The organism is Salipiger sp. H15 (assembly GCF_040409955.1).
In the GTDB taxonomy this organism is placed as follows: Bacteria; Pseudomonadota; Alphaproteobacteria; order Rhodobacterales; family Rhodobacteraceae; genus Salipiger.
In genome coordinates, this window is the sequence record NZ_CP123384.1 from 1,943,946 (window position 1) to 1,968,725 (window position 24,780).

23 protein-coding genes are annotated in these 24,780 nt (G+C 66.7%); 2 read left to right on the plus strand and 21 right to left on the minus strand.

Annotation, left to right across the window (positions count from 1 at the left end; all coding sequences use genetic code 11):
• Positions 1–82: 82 nt before the first annotated feature.
• From PVT71_RS09530 to PVT71_RS09600, 15 genes are all read right to left on the minus strand, one after another.
• Positions 83–1,191 (minus strand): IS3 family transposase gene (locus PVT71_RS09530; protein WP_353471547.1). Its coding sequence is split into 2 segments (ribosomal slippage): positions 83–942 and positions 942–1,191, totalling 1,110 coding nucleotides; the frame shifts between segments, so codons are not numbered across the junction.
• Positions 1,192–1,240: 49 nt separating this feature from the next.
• Positions 1,241–1,546, minus strand: coding sequence for a hypothetical protein (locus PVT71_RS09535; protein WP_353471548.1), 306 nt, complete (start codon positions 1,544–1,546; stop codon positions 1,241–1,243).
• 432 nt (positions 1,547–1,978) lie between these two features.
• Complete coding sequence (locus PVT71_RS09540; protein ID WP_353471549.1) at positions 1,979–2,518, minus strand: tyrosine-type recombinase/integrase; 540 nt, start codon at positions 2,516–2,518, stop codon at positions 1,979–1,981.
• Positions 2,519–3,271: a DUF6538 domain-containing protein gene (locus PVT71_RS09545; RefSeq protein WP_353471550.1), complete on the minus strand. Its 753-nt coding sequence runs from the start codon at positions 3,269–3,271 to the stop codon at positions 2,519–2,521. It abuts the gene before it with no gap.
• Positions 3,272–3,306: 35 nt separating this feature from the next.
• Entirely contained in the window at positions 3,307–3,507 is a 201-nt protein-coding gene (locus PVT71_RS09550) for a hypothetical protein (RefSeq protein WP_353471551.1), read from the minus strand.
• A gap of 300 nt (positions 3,508–3,807) precedes the next feature.
• Entirely contained in the window at positions 3,808–4,980 is a 1,173-nt protein-coding gene (locus PVT71_RS09555; RefSeq protein WP_353471552.1) for a hypothetical protein, read from the minus strand.
• Positions 4,981–5,881: 901 nt separating this feature from the next.
• The gene (locus PVT71_RS09560; RefSeq protein ID WP_353471553.1) at positions 5,882–6,259 is read right to left on the minus strand and encodes a nuclear transport factor 2 family protein; all 378 of its coding nucleotides are present in this window, start codon (positions 6,257–6,259) and stop codon (positions 5,882–5,884) included.
• Positions 6,260–6,442: 183 nt separating this feature from the next.
• Positions 6,443–7,216 carry a cyclase family protein gene (locus PVT71_RS09565; protein WP_353471554.1) on the minus strand — a complete coding sequence of 258 codons (774 nt, stop codon included), beginning with the start codon at positions 7,214–7,216 and terminating at the stop codon, positions 6,443–6,445.
• Complete coding sequence (locus PVT71_RS09570; RefSeq protein ID WP_353471555.1) at positions 7,213–8,184, minus strand: fumarylacetoacetate hydrolase family protein; 972 nt, start codon at positions 8,182–8,184, stop codon at positions 7,213–7,215. Before PVT71_RS09570 ends, PVT71_RS09565 begins: the two co-directional genes overlap by 4 nt.
• A gap of 1 nt (position 8,185) precedes the next feature.
• Positions 8,186–9,355, minus strand: coding sequence for an alpha/beta fold hydrolase (locus tag PVT71_RS09575; RefSeq protein ID WP_353471556.1), 1,170 nt, complete (start codon positions 9,353–9,355; stop codon positions 8,186–8,188).
• 138 nt (positions 9,356–9,493) lie between these two features.
• Positions 9,494–10,441, minus strand: a complete 948-nt coding sequence (locus PVT71_RS09580; protein ID WP_353471557.1) for an MBL fold metallo-hydrolase — start codon at positions 10,439–10,441, stop codon at positions 9,494–9,496.
• Positions 10,442–10,494: 53 nt separating this feature from the next.
• Entirely contained in the window at positions 10,495–11,658 is a 1,164-nt protein-coding gene (locus tag PVT71_RS09585) for an MFS transporter (protein WP_353471558.1), read from the minus strand.
• Between the two features lie 81 nt (positions 11,659–11,739).
• Positions 11,740–12,870, minus strand: coding sequence for an FAD-dependent oxidoreductase (locus PVT71_RS09590; RefSeq protein ID WP_353471559.1), 1,131 nt, complete (start codon positions 12,868–12,870; stop codon positions 11,740–11,742).
• Positions 12,871–12,872: 2 nt separating this feature from the next.
• On the minus strand, positions 12,873–13,250 hold the full coding sequence (locus PVT71_RS09595; protein WP_353471560.1) for a Rieske (2Fe-2S) protein: 378 nt from the start codon (positions 13,248–13,250) through the stop codon (positions 12,873–12,875).
• On the minus strand, positions 13,247–14,197 hold the full coding sequence (locus tag PVT71_RS09600; RefSeq protein ID WP_353471561.1) for a VOC family protein: 951 nt from the start codon (positions 14,195–14,197) through the stop codon (positions 13,247–13,249). Before PVT71_RS09600 ends, PVT71_RS09595 begins: the two co-directional genes overlap by 4 nt.
• 146 nt (positions 14,198–14,343) lie before the next feature.
• Between PVT71_RS09600 and PVT71_RS09605 the strand changes: the two genes are divergently transcribed.
• Positions 14,344–15,258 (plus strand): LysR substrate-binding domain-containing protein, encoded by a 915-nt coding sequence (locus tag PVT71_RS09605; protein WP_353471562.1) that lies wholly within the window; start codon positions 14,344–14,346, stop codon positions 15,256–15,258.
• Between the two features lie 361 nt (positions 15,259–15,619).
• Positions 15,620–16,750, plus strand: coding sequence for an autotransporter outer membrane beta-barrel domain-containing protein (locus PVT71_RS09610; protein WP_353471563.1), 1,131 nt, complete (start codon positions 15,620–15,622; stop codon positions 16,748–16,750).
• Positions 16,751–16,856: 106 nt separating this feature from the next.
• On the opposite strand, the gene PVT71_RS09615 is transcribed toward PVT71_RS09610, so the two are convergent.
• The 6 genes from PVT71_RS09615 to PVT71_RS09640 all read right to left on the minus strand — a co-directional run bounded on the left by PVT71_RS09615 (position 16,857) and on the right by PVT71_RS09640 (position 24,468).
• On the minus strand, positions 16,857–18,092 hold the full coding sequence (locus PVT71_RS09615) for an AGE family epimerase/isomerase (RefSeq protein ID WP_353471564.1): 1,236 nt from the start codon (positions 18,090–18,092) through the stop codon (positions 16,857–16,859).
• Positions 18,093–18,167: 75 nt separating this feature from the next.
• The gene (locus PVT71_RS09620) at positions 18,168–18,596 is read right to left on the minus strand and encodes a RidA family protein (RefSeq protein ID WP_353471565.1); all 429 of its coding nucleotides are present in this window, start codon (positions 18,594–18,596) and stop codon (positions 18,168–18,170) included.
• A gap of 105 nt (positions 18,597–18,701) precedes the next feature.
• The gene (locus tag PVT71_RS09625) at positions 18,702–20,339 is read right to left on the minus strand and encodes a hydantoinase B/oxoprolinase family protein (RefSeq protein ID WP_353471566.1); all 1,638 of its coding nucleotides are present in this window, start codon (positions 20,337–20,339) and stop codon (positions 18,702–18,704) included.
• Positions 20,336–22,390: a hydantoinase/oxoprolinase family protein gene (locus tag PVT71_RS09630; protein WP_353471567.1), complete on the minus strand. Its 2,055-nt coding sequence runs from the start codon at positions 22,388–22,390 to the stop codon at positions 20,336–20,338. The genes PVT71_RS09625 and PVT71_RS09630 overlap by 4 nt, the downstream gene beginning before the upstream one ends.
• A 22-nt stretch (positions 22,391–22,412) precedes the next feature.
• Positions 22,413–23,744 carry an FAD-binding oxidoreductase gene (locus PVT71_RS09635; RefSeq protein ID WP_353471568.1) on the minus strand — a complete coding sequence of 444 codons (1,332 nt, stop codon included), beginning with the start codon at positions 23,742–23,744 and terminating at the stop codon, positions 22,413–22,415.
• A 7-nt stretch (positions 23,745–23,751) separates the two neighbouring features.
• On the minus strand, positions 23,752–24,468 hold the full coding sequence (locus PVT71_RS09640) for an SDR family NAD(P)-dependent oxidoreductase (RefSeq protein ID WP_353471569.1): 717 nt from the start codon (positions 24,466–24,468) through the stop codon (positions 23,752–23,754).
• Positions 24,469–24,780 lie beyond the last annotated feature (312 nt).

A 24,780-nucleotide genomic window follows, 5' to 3' on the forward strand; every position in this document is an offset into this window, starting at 1 on the left:
GCAGGCATCTCTCTTCCCTCTTCGCTCAGCTCGACGCCGAGCTTCGTTTGCTGTGACCTGCTCCCCGTGGAGTCCGCGGTTATTAGTTCGCTCTGTTCAGGGTTTGGTCCTTTACTGACCGTTGGTGATACTCCCACGGGGTGAGCCCGTCGAGGCTCGTGTGGGGGCGGTGGTGATTGTAGTCGTCGCGCCAGGCCGAGATCAGCTCCCGGGCGTGGCGCAGGTTTGCGAACAGGTGCTCGTTGAGGCACTCGTCTCGCAGGCGGCCGTTGAAGCTCTCGACGAAGCCGTTCTGCATGGGCTTCCCAGGCGCGATGTAGTGCCACTCGACCTTCCGGTCTTCCTGCCAACTCAGAATGGCATTAGAGGTCAGCTCCGTGCCGTTGTCGCTGACCACCATGCATGGATAGCCGCGCACCCGAGCGATGCTGTCGAGCTCACGGCCAACGCGCAGCCCAGACAGCGAGGTGTCCACGACCGTTGCCAGGCATTCCCGGCTGTAGTCGTCGATGACGCACAGCACACGGAACCGGCGCCCATCCGACAGGCTGTCCGAGACGAAGTCCGGGGACCATCGCTGGTTCGGCCCCTGCGGGATCGCCATCGGCGCCCTCGTTCCGATCGCGCGCTTGCGACCGCCGCGCTTGCGCACTGTCAGGCCTTCTTCACGGTAGATCCGATAGAGCTTCTTCCAGTTCACCTGCCAGCCTTCTCGGCCCAGCAGGAGGTGCAGTCGCCGATAGCCGAAGCGCCGCCGTTCGCCGGACAGCTCCTTCAACCTCTCTCGCAACTTGATGTCTGCAGGCCTGGTTGATCCACGCCGATAGACACGCGGGTCGATCCCGGCCAATGCACAAGCCCGCCGCTGGTTGTAGTTCTTCTCTTTCATGGCCCAGTCCACAGCTCGCCGCCTTGCACCGGGCTTCAGAAGTTTTTTCCCAGCATCTCCTTGAGCGTGGCGACATCGAGCATCTGCTCCGCCAGCATCTTCTTCAGCTTCGCGTTCTCGGCCTCAAGCGCCTTCAGCCGTCTGGCCTCCGACACTTCCATGCCCCCATACTTCGAGCGCCACTTGTAAAATGTGCCATCGCTGACGCCGTGCTTCCGGCACAGCTCCTTGGCTCCCATGCCGGCTTGGTGCTCCTTCAGGATGCCAATGATCTGCTCTTCGCTGAAACGGCTTTTCCGCATCGTCTGTCTCCTCGTGTGGAGAACAGGCTAACCTCAAACCGCGGACTTTTCAGGGGAGCAGGCCAGCTGGCAGATATCCACTCGAGCGGTTGAGTGCTTCATCTCGGCGTGGGTACCCGCTGATCGCGCTATGGATCGTCATGACATGGTGCCTGGTGCCTGCGAGTTCACCTTCGAGGACGAAGCGCGCGGGATGGGTGGGTGTGAGGAAGAGAGCTTTCCGTCCTTCGACCGAGTGCGCGATGGCGTAGGTCTTACCGGATCCCGCTCTGCCGGAGACCACGAGCCGGTCTCCTGGCCGCATGGCCTTGATGCGTTTCGCTACTTCTTGCTGTTCGTGATTCAGTTGGTGCATGCACACTCCTTTTGGGCGCGGTACCGGTCGTGAAGGCCGTCGCGCGATATGATTTACGTTGGGGAAGGTTTGGGGGCGGAGAGCGCCAAACTTGGCCCGCTCAGAGGGGCAGAATTCGGGTGTGCTCTTCCTATTAGCGTCCCCTAACGGTAACCCATTGAAAATTATGGAGTGCAACTTTGGGTGGTAGTCGGTCGTATTTATGCACCTAAGTGCTCCGCCCGAGCGCCAAGAAGGCACCCGGACGGGGCTTGGTTTAGGAAGGTGGAACCTTCGTCAGCACGTACTCTGCGAGCCACTCCCAGTAGTGCTCAGCATCTCGGAAGCCCTGGCACCTTGCAGCGACGTCCTCCGCCTCAGAACGAGAAAGGCCGCCATCGTACTCAGCGATAGCGGCCCTCTCCTCGAAATCGTAGATGTCAGGTATGACTGTCATGGGACGCACCCCGCTGGCAGTCTGATCTGATCCACGATGTTCCGCTTCTGCTCGTCGGAGATACCTGCGGAGTAGATGCCGTAGGTGATGCCATTCTCCGATCGGGCTGACTTGTGCCCAACGATGCTGACCGTGAAGTGCTCAGGCACCCCCGTCCGCTCGCACTGGGTGATGAACCACTTCCGGGTGGAGTGGAGCACGAGCCCTGGACGTTCGAGGTCCAGCTTCTTCCGCATGACTGCGAACCGCTTGGTGATGTCGTTCACCGTCAGGGTGGGGAATAACGGGCCAGCAGAGGGAAGGTCCGTGAGCACCGGCTGAAGGGCCGGGTGCATGGGCACCATCCGCTCAGCAGACGCAGTCTTCAGGAGCCGTTGCTGGTTCGGTCGGACATGGAAGAACCAACCAAGGTTCCCCTTGGAGCGGAGGTCATCCCGTAGAAGCCCAGCGGCCTCCCCGGCACGCATCCCTGACAGCAGGCAGATCTGCAGCACCTTGTCGATGACGGGGTCTCGCCAGCCCAAGAGCTTTTGCACCTAGGCATCCGTGGGTACCGCGTAAGGCTTCGGCTGAACCTTGGCTTCGAAGCGCACAGAGGTGAAGGGGTTGCTGTCCACCTCCGCCTCGTAGACGCACCAGTCGAGCCAGTGGTTCACCTGAGACCATATCCGGCGCTGGGTGCGACCGCAGATCCTGGCACTGCCCTTTCGAGACCACGTGACCAAGGCATCCAAGGAGAGTCCGCGCGTGTGCTCTGACTTGCCGACATAGGGGCTGAGCCCCGAGATCAGCGAGAGGAATAGACGACCCTCAGCCCTGTACAGCTCGGTCAGCTTCAAGTCCCCGAACTTCGACTGGAAGAGCTCCAGGGAATACCGGACGCTCTTGAAGCCGCCGTGTCTGAGTTGACCCTGCCGCAGCATGAGGTACCGCCGAACACTGTTCTCGACAGTGGGGCTGATCCGATCCTCCTCCACGTAGCTGCTTGGCTCAACGCATAGCAGAGCGGCCCGGAGCTTCGCGAGGGCGGCCTCTGTGGGTCTTGCCCAGTCACCACTGCCCGCTTTGCTGACCGGCAGAGCTGAGGCGCCAGATATGGCCGCCTGGACCATCTCGTCGTAGCGGGCATTCACCTCGGCAGCCCGTTGGCGAGCGACCTTGACGTCCCCGGTCTTCAGGGACTGCTTGAGCGCTTGCTGCCCGAGCAGGACAGCGACTTCCTTGGGATAGTTCCGCCTGTAAAGCCAAGTCTGACCCTTGAGATAGGCATAGCGAATTCGAGCAGACATGCGTCTGTTTCTTTCGTGTAACGATGTATGGGGGGTTAGCGGATGACCCGGAGGATCATCTCGAAGTCCGGCTCGCCGTATTCGCCAGCGAGCGGTCCAGTTCGGGAGTAGCCGCCTACGCAATCCTCAAAGACTTCCTGCACTTCGAACTTGTGCTCAGGGATGTCCTCGAAGGCGCAGATCACGACCAGTGTGCCGGGCGTAAACTGCCGGGCTTGCTCTGCATCCACAGGCATCAGCCCACCCTCAGAAGAAGGATGTCAGGCAGCAGCAGTCCGAGCATGAGGCCGAGCGGAAGCGGAAATGCCAGCGGCGAAAGCCAGCCAGGAAGGAGGGCCAAAAGTAAAAGCCCGCCAGTGATGACCGGCGGGACTGATAGCGTAAGGCCGAACCTGATCTGTAGGGCTCTGCTTAGCAGCGCTCGAAGCACTGCGCCTGCTGCTACGAGCAGGATGAAGGTTGTCGACATCTATACATCTCTATGAAGGTTTCTTTGTATAGATGATTGTTAATTATCGATTTTTTCAGCTTCCACCTTAGGAAACGGACTTCAGCTTCTCGGTAACCGCTTGGAATTCCCGTTTCAGCTCGAGATTTTCAAAGGGCACCAAGGAGGGCGTCTGCAACTGCATGACTTCATCGTATAGCCCTTGCGAGTCTTTCATGAGCGAGACCAAGTCAGAAGCTACCTTCACCGTTTTCAGTGTGTTCTCTGCAAGCCTCAGAAGGTTTCTGACGATTTCTCTGGCCTGTACCGCCCTTGCTCTGTCCTCAAGCAACGCATCCTCATAAATGGAGGCAACCTCGAGAGTGAATTCTTGCGACTGAAGATTATGCTCATAGGATCTCAGATGATCTATGGGCATGTTCTTCATGAGAACTTGCGTCTCAGCAATTAGTTGCTCAGCTGTTCTCTTGATCTCGGAAATCCCCGGAAGGTACGATTTGTCCATCCGACCGATGTATTCCGACTGCACGAGCTCCTGCAGTTCAAGAAGGCCGATGTACATCGCATAGTATTTTTGGGCCGTGGACGTATTTTCGCCGCTGGCTTGTTTCGCCTCGGCAAACTGCGCTGTCAGCTGAGCAACAATGGCGAAGACGGAAGTCATTCGCGTTACGTCACCCGAGTCAATTCTCGACAGAAGGACCTCAGCCTGATCGGTGCTGATATTCGCGTTGTAGACTGAGAAACTTTGAACGAAATCAACAAGAAGTTCTTTTCGCCGTCTCTTCAGTTGCTGAAGGAGGGCCCGCGCGCGTTCAAGCTTCTTTTCGACCTTGTTCCTGTCGCTCTCGCCGACCAGAGCAGAACGTGCGATCAGATCAGAGATGGCCCCCTCCGCCTCCTTGATCGCCGTGAGGCACTTGAGGTACTCCCCCCTCAGTTTCTCCAGATTGTCGTCGTCAAACTCAAGCTGCAGCCTTCTGAGGATCGAGTTCATCCGTCGATCGGCAAGTGAGAAGCTGGACTTCTTGGCCAAAGAATTCCCCGCATCCACCTTTCCTCTGATCGAGGTGGAGAGCTTTTCCAAATCACCGCTCTTGCGGCGCCAGACCTCGGCGACACGGCTCTCTAGAGCAGGGACCTCTTTGGCTTCCTTCCCGCGCGAACCGAAGAGTGCTAGGAAATCATGGATGTCGATTTTGCCGTCGCCATCAACATCTAGCACGCTCAGATAGGATGAGCTCGCCTTCGGTTCTTCCATTCACATTTTCCTGTACCGACAACTTCCTAAGTTTACGATAGGCGAGGACTTTCTGGCTTGCTAGCGTTCTCAGGCTACTAGCCGACAGATACAGATACTTCTCGGTTGCTACCGTGGCTGCACAGCATCAACCACGCCGACGCCGCCCGCATCCTAGACTGGCTGGACAGCATCAACAGCTTCGAGCTCTCAGCCCTCTCCACCGTGCATAAGAGCCAAGGCCGCTCGGTAGACACCGTGTACATCGACACAGCCTCGGTCCTGAAGCGCCCCTCCTGGCTCTCTTCTAGGGACCACAAGCGGCTCCTCTAAATGGCCATCACCCGAGCCAGGAAGCAGGTCATCTTTTACGAGATGGCTGGCTACTGTGAGCAGGCACCAGGGGCGGAGATCATCCCCTTCCGACCGGCACCGGCGAACCCCTCCAGCGGAAAGCCTCAGTCCAGGGCCGCATGACCCCTCTGACCACCATCTGAACCTCTCCCCGTCCGGGCATCCTCATGGGTGTTCGGGCGGGGGTCTCGTCCAATATTTTTTTGCCTGTCACACCCTATCCACCTGTTGCCCACCAGAGCCCCAGAGAGGCCCGCACAGAGCCACGTCAACGCCTGCGTGGACTGCCCCCATCTGGACCGAAAGCCCCCAGAAATGCCCCACTCTGTGGACCTCTGGACGTAAACTGAAGAAGAGTATCGGAGGGCTGGGTTTCCTACCGCCCCAGCCAATATCTCCTAACATACCGAAGTTACGCGAGAATTGGCCCCGGGCGGGTGGATTTCCGCCGTTGGCGCCAGGGCGTCTTTCCCCAGTCTTCCCTGCAGGTTTCCCGCAGTCGTCCGGGCAGGTCTCCAGACCGCTTGAGCGCCCTGCCGTCGTGCGATGCGGTCTTCGCCGCGAGCGGCTAGACTACGATCTTCCAGTAGGAATCCTTGCGGATCACCTTGCCCTCCCGGAACGTGTAGAAGTCGCAGCCGCGGACGCGGACCTTCTCTCCGGCCGGCGTTGTGCCGGTGAGCAGCCATTTCGAGATTCCCGTCTCGCCGCAGACGAAATTCTCGATCTCGCCGTAGTGCACGTCGGGGGTGGTCTCGAACCGGGTCATCAGCCCGCGCCGCACGTCGTCGCGCCCGGTGAACCGGCTGCCGTGCGGCTCGGGTCCGCGGGGAAGGTCGAGGCTGCTGTCCTCCGCGAAGAAGGCCATGATCGCGTCGATGTCATGGGCGTTGAAACCCGCGGCCAGGGCATCGAGCCTGGCGAGTATCGCTGCTTCGTCATCCATCGGCGTGCCTCCACATGCTGGCGATCGAGTGCCCGACAGGCTTGAGCATAGCAGAGAGACGCCGTGGCGGATCGCGCGAAGTCGTGAAGGCCCCGGTCCCGCCACGCGGCAGTTTCGAGGTCCCGTAAATGCAGCAAGGCCGGCGCCCCGGGGGAGCGCCGGCCTTGCCGGGGAGCGCGGACCTCAGTCCGCGAGGATGGCCACCGGGCGGCACCAGCCGGCCGAGCCGCGGGCGACCTTGACGGGAAAGCAGATGACCTCGAAGCCGGTGTCCGGCAGCTGATCGAGGTTGGCGAGCTTTTCCATGTGGCAATAGATGGTCTCGGCCCCGGCCTTGTGGCCTTCCCAGAAGAGCTCCCATTGACCGGTCGCCCTGGCCTTTTCCGCCACCGCTCTCAGCGGCGCGTCCCAGCTCCAGGCGTCGGTGCCGCAGACCTTCATGCCGCGCTCGGCCAGCCAGAGCGTCGCTTCGCGGCCGATGCCGCAACCCGCGGCGACATAGCCGGGCTGGCCGTAGAGCGCGCCGGCCCGCGTGTTGACCAGCACGATGTCGCCGGGCCGCAGCGCGTGGCCGATCCGGGCGAACTCCGCCTCCATCTCGGCGGCGCTGACCACATGGCCGTCGGGCAGGTGGCGGAAGTCGAGCTTCACGCCCGGCCCCATGCACCACTCGAGCGGCACCTCGTCGATGGTGATCGCCCGCTCGCCCTTGTTCATCGTCGGGTGGTAGTGCCAGGGCGCGTCGAGATGCGTGCCGTTGTGGGTGGTCAGCGTCAGCCGCTCCACCGCCGCGCCGGCGGCGTCCAGCTGGTGCTCGACCGGGATGCCGAACATCTGCGCGTACTCGCGCGCGCCGCCCGAATGCTCCATGTACTCGATCTTGGGCCCCATGCCCGGCGGGTCGGCGGGCACTTGGTCGGTCAGCGTGACCGAAAGGTCGATGATCCTGCGGCTCATGTGCGGCCTCCCCTGATGACCTGCTGGTCGATGGCGCCGAAGAGCGGCGCGTGATCGCGGCCGCGGCATTCCATGAACACCCGGTCGCCGAAGCCCATGTAGGGCGTGCGCGGCGCGCCTTCGTCGAGCAGCTCGATCGCCCGGCGCTCGGCAAGGCAGGACGAGCCCACCTCGCGGTAGTTGTCATTGGACACGGTGCCGGAACCCAGCACGGTGCCCGCCACCAGGTCGCGCGAGCGCGCGGCATGGGCGAGCAGCTGATCGAAACCGTAGCTCATCGGGTAGCCCTCGGCGTTGCCGAAGGGCTCGGCATTGAGCTCGACCCGCAGCGGCAGGTCGATGCGGGCATCGCGCCAGGCGTCGCCCAGCTCGTCCGGGGTCAACGCGACCGGGGCGACGGCGCAGGCGGGCTTGGCCTGCACCCAGCCGAAGCCGGTCTTCATCTCGACCGGCGCGATGGCGCGCAGCGACCAGTCGTTGATCTGCACCACCAGCCGGATGCGCGACGCGGCCTCGGCGGGGGTGCTGCCCATCGGGACGTGATCGCAGATCACGCCGAACTCGCCCTCGAAGTCGATGCCGTCCTCTTCAGACGGCAGCGGGACGTCCTGCGTGGCGCCAAGGAAGCGGTCGGACATGCCCTGGTACATCAGCGGCCGGCCCGGCGGGTTGGGATCGAGGCCGAAGACCTTCTGCATGAGCGCGCCGTGGCTGTCATAGGCCGAGCCGTCGAGCCATTGCCAGGCACGGGGCAGGGGGGCGAGGGCGCGCTCGGGATCGAAGGGCGCGCCGCCGCCCGCGTTCAGCGCGGCATATTGCGCCTCGAGTGCCGGGGCGAAGGTCTCCCAGTCCTCCATCAGGAGGCGCAGGCTCTGCACTCCCTCGGCAGGCGAGCAGCGCGCGTTGTCGCGGGAGAGGAGGTGCAGCCGCCCGTCGGGGCTGCCGTTCGGAAGCGTGGCGAAGCGCATCTCAGCCCTCCGACTTCAGCCGGCCGCCAAGCGTCTCGGCGAACCAGTCGGCGATGAAGTTCCGCCCGTAGGTCATGTTGTCGGCGCCGACGTGCTCGACCCCGCCTTCGCGGTCGGTGAAGATCTTCAGCTCGCGGCGCGGGGAATTCACCAGCTGGTCGTAGGACTGATGCGCGTAATCCAGCGCGATCTGCCGGTCGTTCGCGCCATGGGTGACGAGGAAGGGCACCCTGATCTTCTCCATCTGCCCGTCGAGGCAGAAGCCCGCGGCCTTGGCGAGGAAGTCATCCATGTCCTTCGCGCCGAACACCCACATGACGTGGTTCCAGTAATGCGGCACCGGGTTCTCGCCCTCGCGCTTGAGGCGCTTCTGCTGCACCTCGGCCCAGTTGTGGTTGGCGCCCCAGACCGCGCCCGAGGCGTAGCGCGGCTCGTTGGCGCAGACCCGCGGCGCGTAGTAGCCGCCGAGCGAGATGCCGGTGATGCCGATGCGGGCGGCGTCCACGTCTTCGCGTGCGGCGAGCCATTCGTAGACCGGGGTGCCCCATGCCTCGCTGTCGAAATGCGCGGGCATGTCCTGCAGGCGCAGGCTCTCGCCGGTGCCGGGCTGGTCGACGCAGAGCGTGGCGATGCCGCGCTTGGCCAGCTCGTGCGGCAGGAAGGACCAGTAGAGCAGCTCCTTGCAGCTATCGAGACCGTTCAGGTAGACCACCGCCGGCGCGGGACCGGAGGCGCCCTGCGCCGGGGTGTAGAGCACCGGGATCACCTTGTCGCCATAGGGGATCTCGAAGCGCCGCACGCTTTCGCCGGAATACTCGGTGCCCTTGAGGAAGTTCGCGAGGCCCTTGCGGTAGGTCACCATCCGCTCGGGATCGCCCTGGCCCTGCATCCGCTCGGCAAGGATGTAGTAGAGCGCCGCGCGCTTTAGCTTGTCCCCGGCCGAGAAGAGCCTGCCCTCGGCCTCTTCCTCGGTGGCGATCGCGGTCAGCTTGTCGGCGACGCGCACCCATTCGACCATGAAGTCGCGGGTGCCCGCGTCCTCGCCGTTCTTGGCCTTCTCGAGCAGCGGCTGGCACATGTCCATGATCTCGCCGATCTCGGCCCCCGAGGCGAGCGCGATGGAGACCGTCAGGTTCCAGACGTAGTTGGGGAAATAGTTGAACATCGCCATGGACAGGCTCCTTGGATCGTCGGGGGATTGCCGGGGCGCGGGGCCCTCGGGCGGAGAGGTAATGGGCGCGGACCCATTCGGAAAATTGAAAGGCATGATCCCGGGCATTCACGCTCTGAATGCCCGGGGAGGCAGGCGTCAGTAGTCCTGCAGATCCTCGGCGATGGCGACCTCGCCGCCGTAGATGGCCGAGATCTGCTGCGCCCAGCTTTCGGTCATCTCGGGGGTGACGCGCGCGCCCGCGGCGATATGCGTCGCCACGACCTTGCCCACGTCCGCCGCGACGGCCATGCGGCCGATCTCCTCGGGGGTGACGTGATGCGCCGAGAGGTGCTGCTCGATCTCGCCGACGAGGTGCTCGGGCGCGGTCTTGCGCACGGTGTCCATGATCGACGGCAGGTCGATGAGTTCCGAGACCAGCAGGTCGGCGCCCTGCGCCAGTTCGATCACCGCGTCGGACCAGCCGGTGTCGCCGGTGTAGACGATGCTGCGGTCGGGGGTCTCGAAGCGGAACGAGAGGGACTCGTACTTCGCATCGAGGTCGCTGCCATGGGCAAAGCTGTAGTGGGTGTTTTTGGCGGTGGTCACGGTGACATCGCCAAGGGTGAAGGTCTCGCCGCCGCGGATCTCCTGCACCTGCACCAGCTCGTCCGCGGTCATGATCGTCGCATCGGCCATGCCGTAGGCGGCCTCCATCGCCGGGCCCATGCCCGTGATCATGCCGTCCACCAGCGCCTTGGTGCCCGGCGGGCCGTAGATCATCACCGGCTTCTCGGGGTTGGTCTGGAAGCGCTGGCCGAGCACGGCGAGCAGCCCGCCGACGTGGTCGAAATGCAGGTGGCTCAGCACGACGTCATCGACATCGCCCATGCGCAGGCGCTTGGCCGCGAGGCGGATCGACAACCCGTCGCCGGCGTCGATGACGATGTTGCGGCCGTTGACCTGCAAGAGGTTCGCGGGCTGCGAGCGGGCGGCGCGGGCGATCGGCCCGCCGCCGCTGCCGAGCACGGTGAACGTGGTCTCGGCCATGGCCGGAAGCGCGGTGGCGGCCAGCAGCGCCAGCGCGGTTGCGTGGGTCTTGAACATGTGGGTCTCCTCCTCGGTCCCGGGCCCGCCGCGGGGCGGACCCATCTCTCAATTCAGCGTTCGGCGCGGGTGCCGCGGGCGAAGCAGGTCACCGACAGGGCGGCGATGCCCATGGCCATGACCCCGAGCGCCCCGATCCCGAGGCTCTCCATCAGCATCCCGCCGACGATCGGGCCGAGCGCCGAGCCGGTCATCAGCATCGCCGGGGTGGCGGCGGCGGCGCGACCGGACCTGTCCATGCGCGCCAGCAGCCCGAAGGCGAAGGTGTGGGTGAAGATCTGCACCCCCACGAAGACCGCCGCGACCGGGGCCCAGACCACGAAGGCGGTGGCGAAGGTCAGCGCCAGCGCAAGGGCGGCCTGCACGATTGGCCCGGCCATCACCACGCGGCGCGCGGGCAGGCGTTTCTCCAGCAGCGCGGCGAGCGGGGCGGGGCCGGCGAAGTTTACGATCCCCAAGGCGATCAGCGTGCCGACGATGGCCTGCGGCGCGAAGCCCCGGGCGGTGCCGATCACCTCGACGAAGGAGAAGACCATCGCCTGGTTGAAGGTCATGAGGCTCACCCCCGCGACCACGGCCAGCACGCCGGGCGCCAGCGGTCCGCGCGCGGCGGGGGCGTCGCTGCGGCCCCCGGCATCGGGGAAGGCGAGCAGCGTCGCCAGCGTCGCCACCGCCATGATCGCGCCGAAGGCGAGGAAGAGCGCCGCGCCGCCCTGCTGGACCAGCAGCGGCGGCACCGCGCCCATGTAGATCACCCCGAAGAGGCCGAGCCCGACGCCCGCGATGGCAAAGAGCCGGTGCGGGTTGCCCGAGCGGCCCATGGTGCCGTGCACGAGGCTCAGCGCCACGCCGTTCGCCATGCCGCCCAAGAGGTGCAGCGCGGCGAGCGGCAGGAAGGCGCTCTGCCGCGAGGCCAGCAGGAAGGCCAGCGCCGCCAGCGCGAAGCCCGCCACCGCCAGCGCCTTGCGCGGAAGGCGGGCGAAATTGCGCGCGGTCAGCACGCTCGCCACCACCGCCCCGATCAGGAACAGCGTGACCAGCGCCCCGGCCTCGCGCGGGCCGAAGCCGAAGCGGGCGATCAGCGCGCCCACCCAGACCGGCAGCGCGACAAGGTCGACGAGACCCGCGCAATGGCCGACCACGAGCGCGGCGGCCCCGGTCTTGGCTATGCCCGGCGCAGCGCTCATCGCTGCCGGAGATGTCCCGGTATCAGTCATCTGGTGTTCTCCTCCCTGTGGGCCGGCTCCCCCGCCGGCCCTTGATTGTCCTGTCCCCGCGGGGACAGGTCTTTTCCGCGCTCAGACCGGCTCGGTCAGCGCCATCATCGAGCGGCCCATGATCGCGTTGTGCTCGCCCTGGTCGCCGCCGGTGACCTCGATCTCCGAGAGGCGCGCCGAGTTGGTGACGACCATGCTGCAGCGCTCCCAGCGCCGCGCCTCGTGCGCGGCAAAGGCTTCGGCCACGGTCCCGGCGCGCAGCAGTTCCTCGGCGAGGACCAGACCGTCTTCCATGCCGATGCAGGCCCCGGCGCCGAGATGCGGCGTGGTCGCGTGCACCGCGTCGCCGATCAGCATGATGCGGCCCACGTGCCATGGCTGCGGCAGCAGCATCTTCTCGAGCGGGCGGTAGATCAGCTTGCTGTCCTCGCTCAGCGCGTCCTTCACCTTGGTGAGGATCGGCGAGGGGAACTGGTCCAGCATCGCCTTCATGCGCGGCAGCAGCTCGGCGTCGCCGACCCAGTCGTTGCTCGGGCGGTCCTCGGTGACGAACATGTAGCTGCGCCCCTCGGAGACCGGGTTGATCCCGACCTTCAGCCCCTTGCCGAGCCACATGTTGAGCGTCTCGACCCCCTCCGGCGTCGGCAGCTCGGCGCGCCAGACGGCCTGCCCGACATAGGCGGGCCTCGGCGCATCCGGCATCAGCGTGGCGCGGGTCCTGGAGAAGAGCCCGTCGGCGCCGATCACCGCGTCGTAGCGGCCGGTGCTGCCATCGGTGAAGCTGACGGTGACGCCGCTTTCGTCCTCGTCCAGCGTCTCGAAGCTGCAGCCGAGCCTGACCGACACACCCGCCGCGCGGGTCGCCTCGGCGAGGATCGCCGCCAGCGCCGGGCGCATGATCGCGGCATTGCCCGGAAGGCCGGTGCCGGGCATCGGCGGGGTGGGGATGGTGACGATGACCTGGTCATTGTGCGGCATGCGCACCACCAGCCCGTCGGTTGCGGCGCCGGTCTGCTTGAAGGCATCAAGGATGCCGAGCTGGGCGAAGACCCGCAGCGTCGCGCCGTGCAGGCTGATCCCCGCGCCGTAGCTGCGCCAGCCGGCGTCGATCTCGACGAGGTGGGTCTCGACGCCGCCGCGCGCCAGCATGATCGCCGCGGACATGCCCGAAAAGCCGCCGCCGATGACCAGAACCTTCTGTACCGCTGCCATGATCAGCCCTCCCGTGCTGCGCGTCCGGCGACCTGTGCCGGGACGCTGATGGACCCGTCCTCTGCCTCGGTCAGAGGCACGCGGGTCAGGTTTCTTCCCAGGCAGGGGCCCGACACGCAGGCCCCCGTCTCGATGTCAAAAAGTGCGCCGTGGGCGTGGCAGGCGATATGCGTGCCGTCGCCGTTCAGGTAGGCGTCCCTGCGCCAGGCCATCGGCGTGCCGCCGCGGTAGTGCGGGCAGGCGTCCATGTAGCCATGCAGCTGCCCGCCGCGCTTCACCACGATGACGTTGCGCGGGGCGCCTGGCAGGGGTAGGAAGCCGCGGGCCGCGCCCTCGGGAACGTCGTCCCGGTGGCACAGCCTCAGCTGGCCCGCGCTCATGGTTTTCCGGAACCGCCCTCGGGGCCGCCGCCGGGGGCCCATTTCTCGCGCCACTGCAGCAGGAACATCTGACTCGCCTCGGGGCCGTTCGGCGCCTCGCGCGCGACCCATGTGTCGTCGTGCTTGTCCATGTCGGCGTCGTATTCGAAATGCACGCCGAGCGGGCTGTTGAAGTACCAGAACCAGTTAGAGCCGAACTTGTGGCGACCCGGACCCCAGAAGCTCTGGTAGCCCTTCCGCACGAAGCGGTCGCCCGCCACCATCAGCTCGGTCGGCCCGCCCATGTGGAAGGCGAGGTGCTCGCAGCCCATCATGTAGGCGGGGGTGCGGATGAAGAAGAGCGTGTGGTGATCGTCGTTCGCCGCCGGGCGCAGGAAAGGGCCCGCGCCGGTCAGCACGTCGGTGATGACGAAGCCGAGGCGGTCGCAGAAGAAGCGGACCATCTTGTCCATGTCGGGCACGAAAAGCACCACGTGGCTCAGCGAGCGCGGCAGGGCGGCCATGTCGTCGGTGACGCCGAGCTCGTTCGGCGCGCGCTGCGCCGGGGCGCCGGGGGCGTTGATCTTCTCGGCGGGCATCGAGAGCGGGCGGCGGATGCTCACCTGGAAGCGCAGCTCGAAGCCGAGGTCGTCCCGGAACTCGATCGCGCCATCGGCGAGCCGCGTTACCCGGCGGTCCCTGGACATCTCGGCCTCGATCGCGTCGAGCGCGGCCGCGTCCTCGACGCCGTAGACCTGCTGGCGCAGCATGTTCTTGGTCTCGAGCGGGGCGGGCAGCTTGGGGTCGCCCTTGGGGCGGATGATGACGCCGGTGCCGTCGAGGGTCTCGAAGAGCCAGCCGGTCGCGTCGAGCTGCACCGGCTTCAGGCCGAAATCGGCAAGGTAGGTCTTCGATCCCTCCAGATCGTCCACCCCGAACACCAGGTAGTCGGGTCCGATGATGCGCATGGTCAGGCTCCTCCGTCTGCCAGCACCCGGGCGGAACCGGGTGCGAATCCTGCTTGCCAATCCTGTAGCTTTGGCAGAGGTATTTAGAAAATTGCTTCGATGAATGGCTGACATTGATGCGGTGAATTGGATCGGAGGAGGGGCCCATGCGTTTCAACAAGCTCGACATGAACCTGCTGGCGGCGCTCGACATTCTGCTGAAGACCCGCAGCGTGACGCGGGCGGCGGAGGAGATGTTCATCACCCAGTCGGCCATGTCGAACGCGCTGGGGCGGCTGCGGACCTTCTTCGACGACCCCTTGCTGGTGCAGGTGGGGCGGGGGATGGAACTCTCGCCGCTGGCCGAGACGCTGCAGGAGCCGGTGCGCGAGATCATGATGCGGGTGGAGAGCGCCACGCGCATCCGTCCGGTCTTCGATCCGCTCACCGACGCGCGGACCTTCAACATCGTCATCTCGGACTATTCGCTGGCCGTGCTCGGCGCGCAGCTGTCGCGCCGGGTGGCCGAGGAGGCGCCGAACATCCGGCTCAACCTGCGCCCGCAGCACGCCGACCCGGCCAAGCTGCTCGACCGCGGCGAGGCGGACATGCTGATCGTGCCCGACTACCTCGGTGCCAGCGAGCAGGAGCACGAGATCCTCTTCGAGGACGAGCTGGTCGTGCTCATCGACGGCAGCGGCCCGCATGCCGGGGCCGAGATGACGCTCGAACGCTTCGCCGCCGCGCCGCAGGTGCTGATGGAGCCGCTGACCGGGCAGGAGAGCTATTCCGCCGTGGCGATCCGCAACGCCGGGATCGTGCCGCGCAAGGTGCTGTCCTCCTACCTCTTCTCGTCGATCCCCGAGCTGATCCGCGGCACCGACCGGATCGGCCTCATCCAGCGGCGCCTCGCGCAGATCGCCGTCGCCCGTGGCGGGATGGAGGTGCACCCTGCGCCCTTCGCGGTGGCGCCGCTGCGGCAGAGCCTGCGCTGGCACGCGCACCGCACGCGCGATCCGGGGCTGATCTGGATGCGCGGCCTGCTCAAGGCCTGCGTGGCGGATGCGGAACGGGAGGGATGAGCGGGCGGTGCTGCTCTCTCATTCATGCCATGAATACATGAGCGCTGAATAATCAATTTTTCATTTGCGCCCTCCTCTCGCTAGGGTCGCGGAACAGAGGAGGAGTGCGGTCGCCGGGGGACGTTGCGGCCGCGCGGAGGAGGACAGATGACATTGCAAGAGAACCGCGGTCGCGGCGCCTGACGGCGCGGCGGCACCCGGTCCGGCTGTCCCGCGGCGCATCCGCGGGAACGCGCCCGGCTGAACGTCAGCGGGGCGCGCGGGGCCGGATCTTGCCCGAATGACGGCGCCGCGCCTGTGCGCCGTGTGACGAGAAGGGGCGGAGGAGCCCCACAACACCTGACATCAGTGGAGGAGCGAGATGCTCAAACTCATAGCGACCTGCGCTCTGGGCGCGGTAACCCTGTGCCCGGGAACGGCAGCCAAGGCGGACGCGCCGCAAGCCATGGGAGCCGGCGGCCCGCCGCCCCTGTCGATCCGGGTCCTCGCCAACATGGGGCGGACCGGGCTTCTGGGGATCATGTCCTCGAACGAGCGCTACGGCGCGGTGCAGTCCCGCGTCGCCTTCGGCCGCAGCATGTCGGCGCTGGCGGACATTCCCGGCAACCCCGAGGACGGCTATTCCGACGGTGTGAGCGAGTTGCTGACCCCGCTCAGCGCCATCATCCAGCTGAACAAGGGCCCGAGTGACAGCGCCTCGTTCCTGCGCTTCTCGTCCGACAACCGCTGGTCGGACGCCTGGCGGACCGAGAACGCCGGCACCGACATGGAGGCCGACAGCGAGGCGCATGGCTTCGGCGCGCAGTATTTCTACGCCCCGAACGCCGACCTGATGCTGGGCCTCGGGGTCGAGGTGAACCGCAACGAGGTCGAGATGCGCCACAACGACGGCAGCAGCGACATCGAGTTCTGGGCGCTGCGGGCCGACGTGCTGAAGGTGGTGAATGAAAACTGGGGCATCGCCCTGCGCGCCGGCTGGTTCGACGAGACCGCCGAGACCAGCATCCCGCTGCCCTTCGCCACCATGGAGTCCGATCAGGACGCGCAACGGCTCTACCTGCAGGCGGACGCGGTGGGCACCTTCACGAGGGCCGACATCGCGGCGCTGCCCGAGAGCTGGATCCTGCGCCCCAACATCGGCGCGGCCTGGCAGAAGACCTGGTTCGACGAGACCACCAACTCGCTCGGGGCGAGGGTGAAGGGCCCGCGCGGCGAAAGCACCGAGGACTACGGCTCGGTCTATGCCAAGGCGGCGCTGCAGCACGTCGGGCCGGGGGCGATCCAGCCCTATGTCGGGCTGGGCGTCGACGTCGAGTTCGCCAATTCCTACGAGGATTTCGTCGACGAGACGGGCTATTTCAACAGCTTCGCCGGGGCGTCGATCTCGCTCTCGCGTTCGGCGATGATCAACGTGAGTTACGGCCGCTACGACGGGTTCAACGGCAACCGCACCAAGGAGTCGCTGGTCGTCGCTCTGGGCGTGACCTTCTGACCGGGTGCAGCTTCCCCGGGCCGGATCGCGGCCCGGGACTGGCTTGGCGGGCAATGGGAGACCATTGCCCGTTCTTCGTTGCGGGAATGCCCCCGGGGCGCTGCCGTCAGGCCAGCACGCCCTTGAGGTCGCGGTAATAGCCTGACAGCCCCGGGGCCAGCGGGAAGAGGCAGGCCTGCAGCGCGTGGTAGATGTCGGGCTTGCCGGTGAACATGCGCGCGACCGGCTGGCCGGCCTCGTCCACCTCGGGGAACCAGCCGCCGCGCGCCGCGTCGATGAAGAGCGCGTCCGAGACCTGCCAGAGCCGTGCGTACCAGTCGAGGTCCGAGGCCTGCCCGCCCTGCTTTGCCAGCGCGGCAAAGGCGCCGATGCCCTCGGTCACCGGCCACCAGTAGCGATCGGTCACCAGCGGCGTGCCGTCGAAATCGAGCGTGTAGGCAAAGCCGCCCGCCTCGCGCCAGGCGCCCTCGGCGGCGGTCTCGATCAGCTTGCGCGCGCGCTCCGGCAGCGCCGCGTCGGCGCGCCCGGTCAGGTCCCAGTATTGCAGCAGCAGCCGGCCCAGTTCCAGCGAGTGGCCGGGCGTGGTGCCGGCGGGGCGGAACATCGGGTTGCCCTCGTAGCCCGCGTCGACGGACCAGTCGGTGCGGTAGTGCTCGGGCAGGCGCCAGTCATGCTCGGGCGCGACGCGGCCGGTGAAGAAATCGAGGATCCGCCCGGCGCGGGTCAGCCACACGGCATCGCCCGTGGCCTCATAGGCGGCGAGGAAGGCCTCGACCCCGTGCATGTTGGCGTTCATCCCGCGGTAGTCCGAGAAGACCTGCCAGTCGCGGCGGAACTCGTCCTGCAGGCGGCCGGTCTCCTCGTCCCAGAACCGCGCCTCGATCACCGCGGCGGCCTCGGCCAGCAGGCGGTCGGCATCGGGATGGCCGACGGATTTCGCAGAGGCGGCGGCGAGCAGGACGAAGACATGGCCGTAGGCCTGCTTGTCGGTCGAGGGGGCGGGCGCGCCGTCGCGCGGGATCGGCAGGTAGCCGCCGTGCTCGGCGTCGCGGTGCCCGGCGGGCCAGTCGGTGGCGAGCGCCGCCATGCCCGCGTCGACGATGCGCAGGCAGTCCGGCGCGCCGGCGATATGGGCGATCGCATAGGAATGGATCAGCCGCGCGGTGGTCATCAGGTCCTGCGGCTGGCCGGGGACCGGGCTGCCATCGACCTCGAGCGTGTCGAAGCCGCCGTCCTCGCGCAGGCTGGCGCGGAAGAAGTCCAGTTGCGCCAGCGCGTTGCCCTTCATCGCCGCGACGCGGGCGGTGTCGGAGAGCAGGGAGGGCGTGTCGGTGGGGGCCATGGTCATGTCCTTGCGGAAAAGGGTGGGGCCCCCTGCGCTTGGCACGGGGCCCCGGTCTCGTCAATCGCGCCGCGTTCAGTCCGCGAGCGAGATGGTGATGTGCTCGACCTCGGCCTGCGAGGCGCCACGGTAGGCGGTCACCTCGATCTCGACCTTGAAGTCCGGCGCGCCGAGCGGCGAGCAGGTGACGGTGCGCTGCGGGTCGATCCCCTTGAGGCGCGTGCCGACGTATTCCATCACCGCCTTGGCATCCTCGACATAGGGGATGAAGATCCTCGACTGCACGACGTCCTCGAGGCAGGAGCCCACGGATTTCAGCGCGCCCTCGATGTTCTTGAAGCACTGCTCGGCCTGCTCGACCGGGTCGGTCGACATCTCGCGGGTCTTGTAGTTGCGGCCGGCGGTGTTCGACACGAAGATCCAGTTGTCGACGGCGACGATGCGCGAATAGCTCTCCTTCTCCTCGAAGATGGAGCCGGATTTGACTTTGGTGATCTTGACCATCGGGTGTTCCTTGTCTTGGTCTGGGGTAAGTTCGGGGTGATCAAGGCCGACCCGCACGCCGGAGCGTGCGGGGGCTGGCCCGGAAAGAGGCGTTCCGTGAGTGGGTTAGACGCTCATTCCAAAGGTGGTGCGGGCGGCCTCGGCGCTGATGCGCCCCTCGGCGAGATCGCGGGCGACCGCCTCGCGCGGGCGCCGGGCGGGATCGCCGTAGCCGCCGCCGCCGGGCGTGGTGATCGAGACGATCTGGCCGGGTTTGAGGTCGACCATGCCCGAGAACTCGGTGCGCCCGTCGCCGAAGTCGAGATGCGTGCAGTCGGCGCTGCCGCCACCGTCGAGCCCCCATGGGAAGGAGCCGACGCGCGAGCCCTCGACGGTGAAGCGGCAGGGTTTCTCGGCGCGGTAGACGCGGCGGATGCCCATGCCGCCGCGGAACTCGCCGAGCCCGGCGCTGTCATCCACCAGCTCGTAGCGCAGCAGGGTCAGCGGGTATTCCAGCTCCAGCGCCTCGACCGGCAGGTTCGAGGTGTTGGTGAGCCCCACGTGGATCCCCGAGAGCCCGTCCGCGCCGGGACGCGCGCCGCCGCCGCCGCCGATGGTCTCGAGATAGACCCAGATGTTGCCCGCGTCGTCCGTGCCGTTGAAGATCGCGCCGGTGCAGCAGCCGTTGCCGGCGGCCATGACCTTGCCGGGCAGCGCCTTGGCGAGCGCGCCGTAGACGAGGTCGGTCACCCGCTGCGCGGCGGCGATGCGCCCGTCGACGGCGGCCGGGTGCTCGCAGTTGAGGATCGTGCCCTTGGGCGCGGTCACCGTCAGCGGCCGGGCAAGGCCGGCGTTCGGCAGCACGGTCGGGTCGAGCACCGACTTCACGGTGAAGTAGGAGGCCGCGAGCAGCGAGGTGTAGATCAGGTTGAGCCCGCCGCGCACCTGCGGCGGCCCGTCGAAGGCGAGCGTCATCTCGTCGCCCTTCACCGTGATCTCGACCGAGAAGGTCATCGCCCCGGCGCGCTGGTTGCTGTCGAACTGATCCTCGAAGGCATAGGTGCCGTCGGGGATCGCCGCGATGGCGGCGCGCATCTTGCGCTCGGCGTAGTCCTGCAGCGCGTCGCCCGCGGCGAGCACCATCTGCATGCCGTACTTGGCGCAGAGGTCGGTCATCCGCTGCACGCAGAGCCGGTTCGCCGACATCTGCGCCCGGAGGTCCGAGATGCGCTCGCGCGGGACCTGGCAGTTGAGCAGGAACATCTCCTGCAGGTCCTTGTTGAGCAAGCCCTCGCGGTAGAGCCGGACGGGCGGGATGCGCAGCCCCTCCTGGTAGATGTGGTCATGGCCGCGGTCGGCAAAGTCCGAGTGGTGCGCGGTGTTGACCGCCCAGGCGACCAGCGTGCCGTCGACGAAGATCGGCTCGGCCAGCACGATGTCGGGCAGGTGGGTGGCGCCGCCCGCGTAGGCGTCGTTGGCCATGAACACGTCGCCGGGGCGGATGTCCTGCATCTCGAACCGCGCGAGGATCGCCGGGATCACCCCGAGAAACGAGCCGAGGTGCATCGGGATGTGCTCGGCCTGGCAGAGCGTGTTGCCGCGGTGGTCGAACAGCGCGGTCGAGCAGTCCCGCCGCTCCTTGATGTTGGTCGAGTAGGAGGCGCGCACCAGCGCCTCGCCCATCTCCTCGACGATGCTCTGCAGGGCGGAGCCGATGACCTCGACGGTGATCGGGTCGATCTGGGTCCTTGCGTGCGCGTTCATGCCGTCACCTCCAGGATCAGGTTGAGATAGGGGTCCACGGTGCCGGTCATGTCGGGCAGGATCACCGTGGTGGTGTCCATCTGCTCGACGATGGCGGGGCCCTGGATCACGTTGCCGGGGCGCAGCCTGTCGCGCGCGTAGACCGGGCAGGAGATGAAGTCGCCGGCCTCGGCCATCCACACGTCGCGGCTGGCGATCTGCGCGCCCGAGGCGTCGGGCCCGGCGGGCTCCTGCGACTTGAACTGCGCCTTGTTGACGATGCCGGCGGCCTCGAGCCGGAGCGTCACCAGCTGGATCGGCTCGCCCTCGGCGACGAAGCCGAAGCGCTGGCGGTGGGCCGCCTCGAAGCCCTCCTCGAGCGCGGTGAAGGTCGCGGCGGTGATCGGCCCGGCGGGGACGGCGACCGACAGCTCGTAGTTCTGGCCCATGTAGCGCATGTCGGCGGTGCGCGTCATGATGCGGCGGTCCTCGGCGATCTCCTCGGTGTCGAACCAGTCGCCCGCCTGCGCCATCAGCTCGGCAAAGCCTGCCTCGACCGGGGCCAGCGCGTCGCGGCCGAGCGGCATCAGCCGCGAGATCGCGAAGTCGGCGCGCAGGTCGGTCAGCAGCAGGCCAAGCGCGCAGAGCGTCCCGGGGGTCAGCGGCACGATCACCTTGCCCATGTCGAGCTCGCGCGCGAGCCGCGCCGCGTGCAGCGGGCCGGCGCCTCCGAAGGCCATCAGCGCGTAGTCGCGCGGGTCATGGCCGCGCTGCACCGAGATGACGCGGATCGCCTTGGCCATGTTGGCGGTGACCACCGAGATGATGCCCTGCGCGGTCTCCATCACGCCGAGCCCCAGCCGGTCGGCCAACCGCTGCACCGAGGCGACGGCGAGGTCGCGGCGCACCTTCATGCGGCCGCCGAGGATCTCGACCGGGTTCAGCGTCTGCAGCACGATGTTGGCGTCGGTCACCGTGGGTTCGGTCGCGCCGAGCCCGTAGCAGACCGGCCCGGGATGGGCGCCGGCAGAGCGCGGGCCGACCTTCAGCAGCCCGCCGGTGTCGACATGGGCGATCGAGCCGCCGCCGGCGCCGACGGTGTGGATGTCGAGCATCGGCGCCTTGATCGGGTAGCCGTGCACGTCCGCCTCGCCGGTCAGCTGGCAGATGCCGTTCTGCAGCAGCGCCACGTCGGACGAGGTGCCGCCGACGTCGAAGGTGATGATGTTCTCGAAGCCCGACATCCTGCCGATCGCCTGCGCCGCCACCACGCCGGTCGAGGGGCCCGAGAGCACCGTGCGCACCGGCAGGTTGGCCGCGGTGTCGAAGCCGATGACGCCGCCGTTCGACTGGGTGAGCTGCGGCGCGATCTCGAGCCCGATGCCCTCGAGGTTCTCCTTCAGGCGGCGGATGTAGCGCTTCATCACCGGCCCGAGATAGGCGTTGACCACGGTGGTCGAGAGCCGCTCGAATTCGCGGAACTCCGGCGCCACGTCATGCGAGGCCGAGACGAACACATCCGGCAACTCCTCGGCGATCACGCGCTTGGCGAGAGCCTCGTGCTCGGTGTTGAGGAAGCCGTAGAGGAAGCAGACCGCCAGCGACTTGATGTCCTGACCGGCGAGCGCGCGCAGCTCGGTGCGCAGCGCCTCCTCGTCGAGCGCCACGTCGACCGTGCCGTCGTATTTCATCCGCTCGGGCACCTCGCGGCGCAGGTCGCGCGTGACCAGCTGCTCGGGCTTCTCGGCCATCATGTCGTAGAGGTTCGGGCGCTTCTGCCGTCCGATCTCGAGCAGGTCGCGGAACCCGTCCGAGACGATCAGCCCGGTCTTCACCCCGCGCAGCTCGATCAGCGCGTTGGTGGCGACGGTGGTGCCATGGCCGAGGAAGGAAAGGTCCTTCGCGGTCTTGCCGACCTGGTCCAGCCCCTCGACCACCCCCGTGGTGATCCCGCGCGAGGGATCGTCGGGTGTCGACGAGACCTTCCAGATCTCGACCTTGCCGCTGTCTTCGTCAAACAGGCACACGTCGGTGAACGTGCCGCCCGAGTCTACGCCAATTCTCCAGGCCATTGTCTTATCCCTGTTGTGGTCTTCAGGCCGCGCGTGCCGCGGCTTCGGAATGGGTGTTGCGGAACCGCGAAAGGCGGAAAGGGGCAGGATCGACCCGCGGCGTCACGCCGCGAACCATCTGGGCCATCAGCTCGCCCGCCCCGGGGCCAGAGCCGAAACCGTGCCCCGAGAACCCTGCGGAGAGGAAGAGCCCGGGCAGGCGCTCCACCTCCGAGATCGCGGGGATCGCGTCGGGGGTGGCGTCGATCATCCCGGCCCAGCTGTGCGTCTGGCGCGCATCGGCAAATCCGGCGAAGACCTTGGGCAGGTTGCGCAGGGTGATGCGGTTGAACGGCTCGTGGGGCAGGGGTTCCAGCGTGCGGATGCGCTCGAAGGGGCTGGTCTCGTCGAGCGACCAGCGCCGCGGCATGGTCAGCTCGGACACGAACTGCCCGCCGACCCGCAGCTTCAGCTCGCGCCAGCTGGTGACCAGCGTGGGGAAGAAATCGCGGAAGAGCCGGAAGCTGTCGGGCACGATGGGCGCGACGTTGGCATTGCGCAGCGCCACGGTATAGCCGCCGTCGAGCCGCTTGCGGAAGGCGAAGTCGCCGCCGCCGACGGGCATCGGCGGCACCTTGGCAGAGCTCTCGATGCGCGCCGCGGTGCCGAGGATCTTCAGCTGCGGGAAGTTCACCCCGAGGTTGCCGAGGAAGAGCCGCGACCAGGCGCCGCCGGCCAGCACGGCGCGGTCGGTGCGGATCGTGCCCTTCTCGGTGACCACGGCGCTGAGCCGCCCGGCGCTCTGCTCGAGCCCGCGCACGGCGCAGTTCTCGAGGATCACCGCGCCGAGCCGCCGGGCCGCCATGGCCATCTGCGGCACCGCGCGCCAGGGTTCGGCGCGGCCGTCGTTGCGGGTGTAGAGCCCCATGGAATAGGTCTCCGAGATGCCCGGCAGCACGTCCTGCAGGCCCTTGCGGTCCAGCTTGCGCGATTCCATCCCCGCGCGCTCGGCATAAACCGACCAGTCCGTGAATTCCTTCACCTCGGCGCGGGTGCGGCAGACATAGGTGATGCCGGTCTCGCGGAAGCCGGTGTCGATGCCGAAGCGCCGGTCGATCTCGCGCCAGAGCTCGAGCGAACGGATGGTCAGCGGCAGCTCGACCGGATCGCGGCCCATCTGCCGCACCCAGCCCCAGTTGCGCGAGCTCTGCTCGCCGGCGATGCGGCCCTTCTCGCAGAGCACGACCTTCACGCCCGCCTCGGCGAGGTAGAGCGCGGTGGTCACGCCCGCGATGCCGCCGCCGATGATGACGACCTCGGCCTCGGCCGGGAGCGTCGCGTCGGTTTGCAGTGTTTCGAGGTTGTCGAGGATCATCGGCGCCTCACAGCGTGTCTTCGAGACGGCAGTTCACCAGCATCTCGGCCATGGCCGCGGTGTTGGGCAGCTCGATCGCGGTGCGCACCAGACCGGCAAGATCCCCGGGCTGGATCATCTCCTCGGGGGTGACCTTCTTGGTGTAGGCGCTCATCTCGGTGCGCACGAAGGAGGGGCAGATGGCGGTGGCGCGCACGCCCTTCTCCCAGCCGACGAAGCGGGTGGTGTGGTGCAGGCCCATCATGGCGAACTTGGTCATGTTGTAGCCCACCAGCGGGTTGCGCACGCGCTTGCCCGAGAGTGACACGATGTTGATGATCCGGCCGCGGCCGGTCTGCTCGAGATGCGGCATGCACAGGCGCGTCAGCCGCAGCGGCGCCTTGACGTTGACCGCCCAGAGCCGGTCGAGCGCCTCCTCGTTCTCGTCCATGAGGTGGACATGCTCGCCGTTGCCGGCATTGTTGACCAACCCGTCGATACGGCCGAACTTCTGCACGGTCGCGTCGATCCAGTCTTCGGCGGTTTTTGGCTCATATGCGTCAAACTGCGCATAAAACGTCATGTCATCCGCCGGACCATGCGCTTCTTCGAGCGAGGCGATGTCGCGGGCGCCGAGCGAGAGGCGATAGCCATGCGCCTTCAACTCGCGCACGATCGCGGCGCCGATGCCGCGATTCGCTCCGGAAATGACTATGACGGGCGCGGTGTCGGTCTGCTCATCCATGCGAAGACGGTCCTGTTCTTACGTGGCTGCGGTGGCCTGGTGATTCCACCGCCTTCCCTGATCACTTGCGCACTTCTGCGCGTTTGTGAATGAAAATCCGAGCGACCGTGACGTTTTTCCAGAATCCGCATAAGAATTGCGCAGATTTTCGGCCTATCAGCGCGCGATTTCGGGAATTAGCGGAATTATGTGGGAGATAGTGAAGGTTTCTTGACAGAAAATGCCAAGATGTGCGTGCATGTGTGCATGATCCTGCTCGACTCGATCATCAATAAACCGACGTCAGACCTGTTCACCCGGCACGGGCGGCAT

Coding starts and splice junctions, on each gene's coding strand:
- PVT71_RS09535 (WP_353471548.1), bottom strand. CDS start 1,546: ATGCACCAACTGAATCACGAACAGCAAGAAGTAGCGAAACGCATCAAG.
- PVT71_RS09570 (WP_353471555.1), bottom strand. CDS start 8,184: ATGCGCTTCGCCACGCTTCCGAACGGCAGCCCCGACGGGCGGCTGCAC.
- PVT71_RS09615 (WP_353471564.1), bottom strand. CDS start 18,092: ATGGCCCCCACCGACACGCCCTCCCTGCTCTCCGACACCGCCCGCGTC.
- PVT71_RS09605 (WP_353471562.1), top strand. CDS start 14,344: ATGCGTTTCAACAAGCTCGACATGAACCTGCTGGCGGCGCTCGACATT.
- PVT71_RS09600 (WP_353471561.1), bottom strand. CDS start 14,197: ATGCGCATCATCGGACCCGACTACCTGGTGTTCGGGGTGGACGATCTG.
- PVT71_RS09550 (WP_353471551.1), bottom strand. CDS start 3,507: ATGCCTGTGGATGCAGAGCAAGCCCGGCAGTTTACGCCCGGCACACTG.
- PVT71_RS09610 (WP_353471563.1), top strand. CDS start 15,620: ATGCTCAAACTCATAGCGACCTGCGCTCTGGGCGCGGTAACCCTGTGC.
- PVT71_RS09580 (WP_353471557.1), bottom strand. CDS start 10,441: ATGTTCAAGACCCACGCAACCGCGCTGGCGCTGCTGGCCGCCACCGCG.
- PVT71_RS09545 (WP_353471550.1), bottom strand. CDS start 3,271: ATGTCTGCTCGAATTCGCTATGCCTATCTCAAGGGTCAGACTTGGCTT.
- PVT71_RS09585 (WP_353471558.1), bottom strand. CDS start 11,658: ATGACTGATACCGGGACATCTCCGGCAGCGATGAGCGCTGCGCCGGGC.
- PVT71_RS09575 (WP_353471556.1), bottom strand. CDS start 9,355: ATGGCGATGTTCAACTATTTCCCCAACTACGTCTGGAACCTGACGGTC.
- PVT71_RS09625 (WP_353471566.1), bottom strand. CDS start 20,339: ATGAACGCGCACGCAAGGACCCAGATCGACCCGATCACCGTCGAGGTC.
- PVT71_RS09630 (WP_353471567.1), bottom strand. CDS start 22,390: ATGGCCTGGAGAATTGGCGTAGACTCGGGCGGCACGTTCACCGACGTG.
- PVT71_RS09555 (WP_353471552.1), bottom strand. CDS start 4,980: ATGGAAGAACCGAAGGCGAGCTCATCCTATCTGAGCGTGCTAGATGTT.
- PVT71_RS09620 (WP_353471565.1), bottom strand. CDS start 18,596: ATGGTCAAGATCACCAAAGTCAAATCCGGCTCCATCTTCGAGGAGAAG.
- PVT71_RS09590 (WP_353471559.1), bottom strand. CDS start 12,870: ATGGCAGCGGTACAGAAGGTTCTGGTCATCGGCGGCGGCTTTTCGGGC.
- PVT71_RS09635 (WP_353471568.1), bottom strand. CDS start 23,744: ATGATCCTCGACAACCTCGAAACACTGCAAACCGACGCGACGCTCCCG.
- PVT71_RS09565 (WP_353471554.1), bottom strand. CDS start 7,216: ATGAGCCGCAGGATCATCGACCTTTCGGTCACGCTGACCGACCAAGTG.
- PVT71_RS09640 (WP_353471569.1), bottom strand. CDS start 24,468: ATGGATGAGCAGACCGACACCGCGCCCGTCATAGTCATTTCCGGAGCG.
- PVT71_RS09560 (WP_353471553.1), bottom strand. CDS start 6,259: ATGGATGACGAAGCAGCGATACTCGCCAGGCTCGATGCCCTGGCCGCG.
- PVT71_RS09595 (WP_353471560.1), bottom strand. CDS start 13,250: ATGAGCGCGGGCCAGCTGAGGCTGTGCCACCGGGACGACGTTCCCGAG.